The sequence below is a fragment of the uncultured Cyclobacterium sp. genome (assembly GCF_963976465.1).
Lineage (GTDB): Bacteria > Bacteroidota > Bacteroidia > Cytophagales > Cyclobacteriaceae > Cyclobacterium.
Window position 1 is genome coordinate 1 of record NZ_CAXBOC010000476.1, and the last position, 4,277, is coordinate 4,277.

Consider the following 4,277-nt stretch of genomic DNA (forward strand, 5'->3'; position numbering starts at 1 on the left):
TCCCCACCAAACTTCCTCATTAAAAACCTTATACAAAATAGTACCCATTTGAAATAGTTTGCTTTCCGCAAAATTCAACAACTGAAAATTCATTAAGAAAGCCCCTAAAAAGCCTACCGTAATGGCCAATTGATACAAGGAAACCAAACTCCCCCTTATGGAAGAAGGTGCCACCTCAGAAATATACATTGGAGAAACTATGGACACCATGCCAATGCCTGCCCCTCCGATAATTCTATAGACAATTAATGCATTGAAAGTACCTGCGAGTGCACAGCCAACGGCCGATACTGAAAACAATACTGCCGAGAGTAGCATTACCCTTTTTCGGCCATACTTATCAGCTAAACCTCCGGCAATGCTCACTCCAATTATTGAACCCAACAAAGCACAACCCACATACCAACCTTGTGCAATGGCTCCCAAAGAAAATTGCTCGGTCACTTCACTGATGGTCCCGGAAATAACGGCTGTATCATAACCAAACAAAAACCCACCAATAGCAGCGACTAAAGACAAGAAAACTATATAAGAATAAGCAGCGTTTACTTTCATCATTAACTTGATAATAATAAAGAATTGGACATAAAGAAATAGGTCAGCCTAATGATTAAAAATGCCAGGTAATTCCCAGTCAATATTCACATGGTAGGACAATTCACCTTCTGAAATGCGCAAAGGTGATTTAATATTGTTATGGTACAATTGTCCGGTTCCCAGGCCTTGAGGCATGGTAGCCTTTAAAGCAGCGGTAAGTTGAGCGATGGCATTAAGACCTATATTACTCTCCAATGCCGAGGTCATCCACCAGCCGGTATTGGTTTGGTCAGCAAGCTCAACCCATTCTCTTGTAGCTACAATACCACCTAGCAATGTAGGTTTAAGAATGATGTATTGAGGGACAATAGATTGGAGTAATGCTAATCTATTTTTTCTTCCACAAATGCCAATAAGCTCTTCATCCAAAGCTATGGGAATGGGAGATTGTTTGCATAATTTATTCATCTCCCGAATCAAACCCGGTTGAATCGGTTGTTCGATGCTATGGATGTCATACTCATTTAATTTATGGAGCTTATCAAGCGCCGTATCCGGTGTAAAAGCCCCATTGGCATCAACTCGAATCGTTATTTTTTCTTTTGAATATCGTTCTCTTATATTCCCTAAAATTTCACATTCTTGGTCAAAATTAATTGCCCCTATTTTCATTTTAATACAATCATAGCCTTGCTCAAGTTTTTGATCAATTTGACGCTCCATAAATCCCTTATCCCCCATCCAAACCAAACCGTTTATAGGAAGAGATAATTTGCCACTGAAAAAGCTATTTTGAAATATCTCCCGCTTACCTCCATGGATTAAGTCTAGCAAGGCAGTCTCGAGGGCAAATTGAATACTTGGAAACTCCCTAAGATCAAACTCATCTATCAGCTGTAATAGTATTTCTTGATTGGCCCGGAACTTTATTTGCTCCACCCTTCTCAAAATCAAATTGGCCTTATCCTGAAAATCCGAAACATCGTCTATGCTTAGGCCTTTTAATGGGCCGGCCTCTCCAATGCCGATGGCCTTTGGGAATTGGTCTGAACGAACTTGAATAAAATGGGTTAATTTATTTTTAAGTACTCCTCTGCTGGTTCCTGCATCAAACTTAAAATCCAAATTATAAGCAATAATGGAGCATTTAACTGTAAATATTTTGGTCATTTGTCTTTTTAGCTATAGTCAAATATGGTTATTTTCTTCCAAAGGATGAAAAGGGGCAATGCTTAAAGCAATTTTTTTTCCGGATTTTATTCCAATGGTTATCGAAGCCATAGAAACCGTGCATAATACCATGGTATTGCTTCGAAAGGGCTATATTTGCATCGTTTTTAAAAGAATGTTGAATTTCGAGAATTAATAATAACATGCGCATCGAAAGTGCTCCACAGTTGAAGGATTATTTCTATGATTTACCTGATGAATACATCGCCAAACATCCACTTGAACTAAGGGATAAATCTAAATTATTGCATTTTGAAAATGGTAAAATTAGCCATGAAAAATTCTCGAATATCTCAGCTTTGGTTCCTGCCAACAGCCATCTGGTATTTAACAATACAAAGGTTATTCCTGCCAGGCTTCACTTTCAAAAAGCAACCGGAGCAAAAATTGAAATTTTCCTGCTCAATCCCATTCTCCCTGCAACCCTTATTCAACAAAGCATGGAGAGCACCGGGCCGGTAACTTGGAAATGCATGATTGGAAACCTTAAACGATGGAAAGAAAATGAACTGCTTTCCTCCAAAATAGTTATCGATTCGGTAAGCTATGCCTTACAAGCAAAATTGGTCAATAGGGAAAACAGGGAGGTTGAAATGAGCTGGAGTCCTGATGACAAATCCTTCGCTTCCATCGTTGAGGCTAGTGGGGAGGTGCCGCTCCCACCCTACCTAAACAGAGCAGCCGAGGATGCGGACAAAGAACGTTATCAAACAGTCTATTCTGATAAAGAGGGGGCGGTAGCAGCACCCACGGCGGGACTTCACTTTACAGACCAAACCCTAACCGATTTAAAGGCCAAAGGAATATCAATAGAGTACCTTACCTTACATACCGGAGCAGGTACCTTTCAGCCAATCAAACATGACAACATCATTGAGCATCCGATGCACAGCGAGCAAATGGTGTTTACCAAAGAAAATATTGTCAATTTAATCGCGGCTGAAGGCAATATTATAGCGGTAGGAACAACTTCCATGCGCTCGTTGGAAAGTCTATATTGGTTCGGAGTTAATTTGTTACTTGGTAAATCAAAAGAGTTTCGAATAGAGAAATTGACCCCCTACCAGGAATATACAAGCCTTCCTAGCAAAAATGAAAGCCTTAAAGCCATTCTTGCATGGATGCAGGAAAATGATTTGAATCAGTTGATAGGGTCCACAGAGATATTTATTTTCCCGGGCTACGAATTTAAATTATGCAATGGGCTAGTGACCAATTTCCACCAGCCGGGATCTACATTAGTTCTTTTAGTAGCAGCTTTCACACATGGCAATTGGAGAGAAATCTATAAAGAAGCATTAGAGAATAACTACAGGTTTTTAAGCTATGGAGACAGCAGTTTATTGTGGAACAATAAATTAAGTTAGGTAGCTTATTGGGTATCATTCATTTTATAACAATTATCAGGAAGCCTATGTTAATTTTAAGATCGCTTCTCTTATATGGTTTTATCGCATTAATAATTAATAGTGCTGTTGCCCAAGTGGACACAGTGAGTCACTACAGTCAAAGTTTAAATAAAGAAATGCGGTATGCCATTACCTATCCGGAAGGTTATAAAGATTCGGAAGAACATTACCCGGTTGTTTACCTCTTGCATGGTGCAGGTGGCAATTTTAGCAATTGGCATAAAAGTGTTAAAAGTCCTGACCTATTACCTGATTTGGCGAACCAATACGAAATGTTGATTGTGACCCCTGAAGTGGGGCCTTTCAGCTATTATTATGACAGCCCCGTGCTCGATACTGTTCGTTATGCCTCTTATATTACAATTGATCTGATCAAAGAGATTGACGAAAACTACAAAACCATTGCAACTCGACAAGGAAGGGCTATCACCGGATTGTCTATGGGTGGGCATGGAGCCATTTTGCTAAGTGCAAAAAATCCGGATTTATACGCTGCAGCAGGGAGCATGAGTGGAGTAATGAATATTGATACCGAAGTATGGGATATTGGCGAAGAAAGAAAAGCGCTAAGAAAAAAGCAGCAAAAAGAAATGCTGGGAGAAATTAACTATGAGGCACCCTTTAGCCCTTATACGGCCGTAGGCTTGATCGGAAAAATGAAGCAGAATAATGTGAGTTTGATTATTGACTGCGGTACGGAGGATTTTCTATTAAACACAAACAGGCAAATGCACCAACTCCTTTTAGATGCCGGTGTTCCGCATGATTATATTGAAAGACCCGGTGCTCATAATTGGGAGTATTGGACAGAAGCCATTCCTTATCATTTTCTTTTTTTCCATGAACAGCTGAATAATTAATTGTCATCTATAATCATTGATCCAAATGACTTCTTACTAGAATTACAGCAAGCAGAAGTTGGTTAATATGGTAGTTGACCTGATCAATTATTATGAAAAAACTTCTTAATGATTCGCTTGATAAATGGGCCTCTTGTTTTTTTAATTTCATCTTTAAATACCACTCCAAAAGATTTCTTAACCAATGGATAAACTTCTTTAACTTGATTAGGATTAACTAAGCCTTCCTTCATCCTATCTA

4 protein-coding genes are annotated in these 4,277 nt (G+C 39.1%); 2 read left to right on the forward strand and 2 right to left on the reverse strand.

What is annotated here, in order from left to right; all coding sequences use genetic code 11:
- Together AAC037_RS20580 and AAC037_RS20585 are read right to left on the reverse strand one after the other, a co-directional pair.
- Positions 1-558, reverse strand: a 558-nt coding sequence (locus tag AAC037_RS20580) for an MFS transporter (RefSeq protein ID WP_339905262.1), incomplete at its 3' end; no start/stop codon positions are given.
- Between the two features lie 45 nt (positions 559-603).
- On the reverse strand, positions 604-1,707 hold the full coding sequence (locus AAC037_RS20585; RefSeq protein ID WP_339905263.1) for an o-succinylbenzoate synthase: 1,104 nt from the start codon (positions 1,705-1,707) through the stop codon (positions 604-606).
- 203 nt (positions 1,708-1,910) lie between these two features.
- Between AAC037_RS20585 and AAC037_RS20590 the strand changes: the two genes are divergently transcribed.
- Both AAC037_RS20590 and AAC037_RS20595 read left to right on the forward strand, forming a co-directional pair.
- The gene (locus tag AAC037_RS20590; RefSeq protein WP_339905264.1) at positions 1,911-3,134 is read left to right on the forward strand and encodes an S-adenosylmethionine:tRNA ribosyltransferase-isomerase; all 1,224 of its coding nucleotides are present in this window, start codon (positions 1,911-1,913) and stop codon (positions 3,132-3,134) included.
- 47 nt (positions 3,135-3,181) lie between these two features.
- Positions 3,182-4,036: an alpha/beta hydrolase family protein gene (locus AAC037_RS20595; protein ID WP_339905265.1), complete on the forward strand. Its 855-nt coding sequence runs from the start codon at positions 3,182-3,184 to the stop codon at positions 4,034-4,036.
- The last annotated feature ends 241 nt before the right edge of the window (positions 4,037-4,277 follow it).

What these genes read in the sequence shown, in the direction of transcription:
- AAC037_RS20585 (WP_339905263.1), bottom strand. Translation starts at nt 1,707, where the DNA reads ATGACCAAAATATTTACAGTTAAATGCTCCATTATTGCTTATAATTTG.
- AAC037_RS20590 (WP_339905264.1), top strand. Translation starts at nt 1,911, where the DNA reads ATGCGCATCGAAAGTGCTCCACAGTTGAAGGATTATTTCTATGATTTA.
- AAC037_RS20595 (WP_339905265.1), top strand. Translation starts at nt 3,182, where the DNA reads ATGTTAATTTTAAGATCGCTTCTCTTATATGGTTTTATCGCATTAATA.